Source organism: Xenorhabdus sp. TS4 (assembly GCF_014467265.1).
In the GTDB taxonomy this organism is placed as follows: Bacteria; Pseudomonadota; Gammaproteobacteria; order Enterobacterales; family Enterobacteriaceae; genus Xenorhabdus; species Xenorhabdus ehlersii.
Window position 1 is genome coordinate 1 of the sequence record NZ_NKHQ01000034.1, and the last position, 224, is coordinate 224.

Here is a 224-nt window from a genome sequence, read left to right on the forward strand (position 1 = left end):
TTCCTTTATGCGCTTTTCTTTCATCACGTAAGGCGCAAACTCAAGGGATTGCTTTTATTGATTCTACCAAAATTGCTGTTTGTCACAATCTTCGTATTCTCCGTCATCGCGTATTTGAAGGGATGGGGTTGTGATATCAATTTATTGATCATGTATAATCTTTCTATTTGGAGAACATTCAAATGGCAAAGATTGATGTAACCTGCCCCGCTTGTCGTGCGTTT

1 pseudogene is annotated in these 224 nt (G+C 38.8%); it reads left to right on the plus strand.

The features are described from left to right. Positions 1-116: pseudogene (locus tag Xets_RS12690) on the plus strand (transposase); the annotation flags it as partial. Positions 117-224 lie beyond the last annotated feature (108 nt).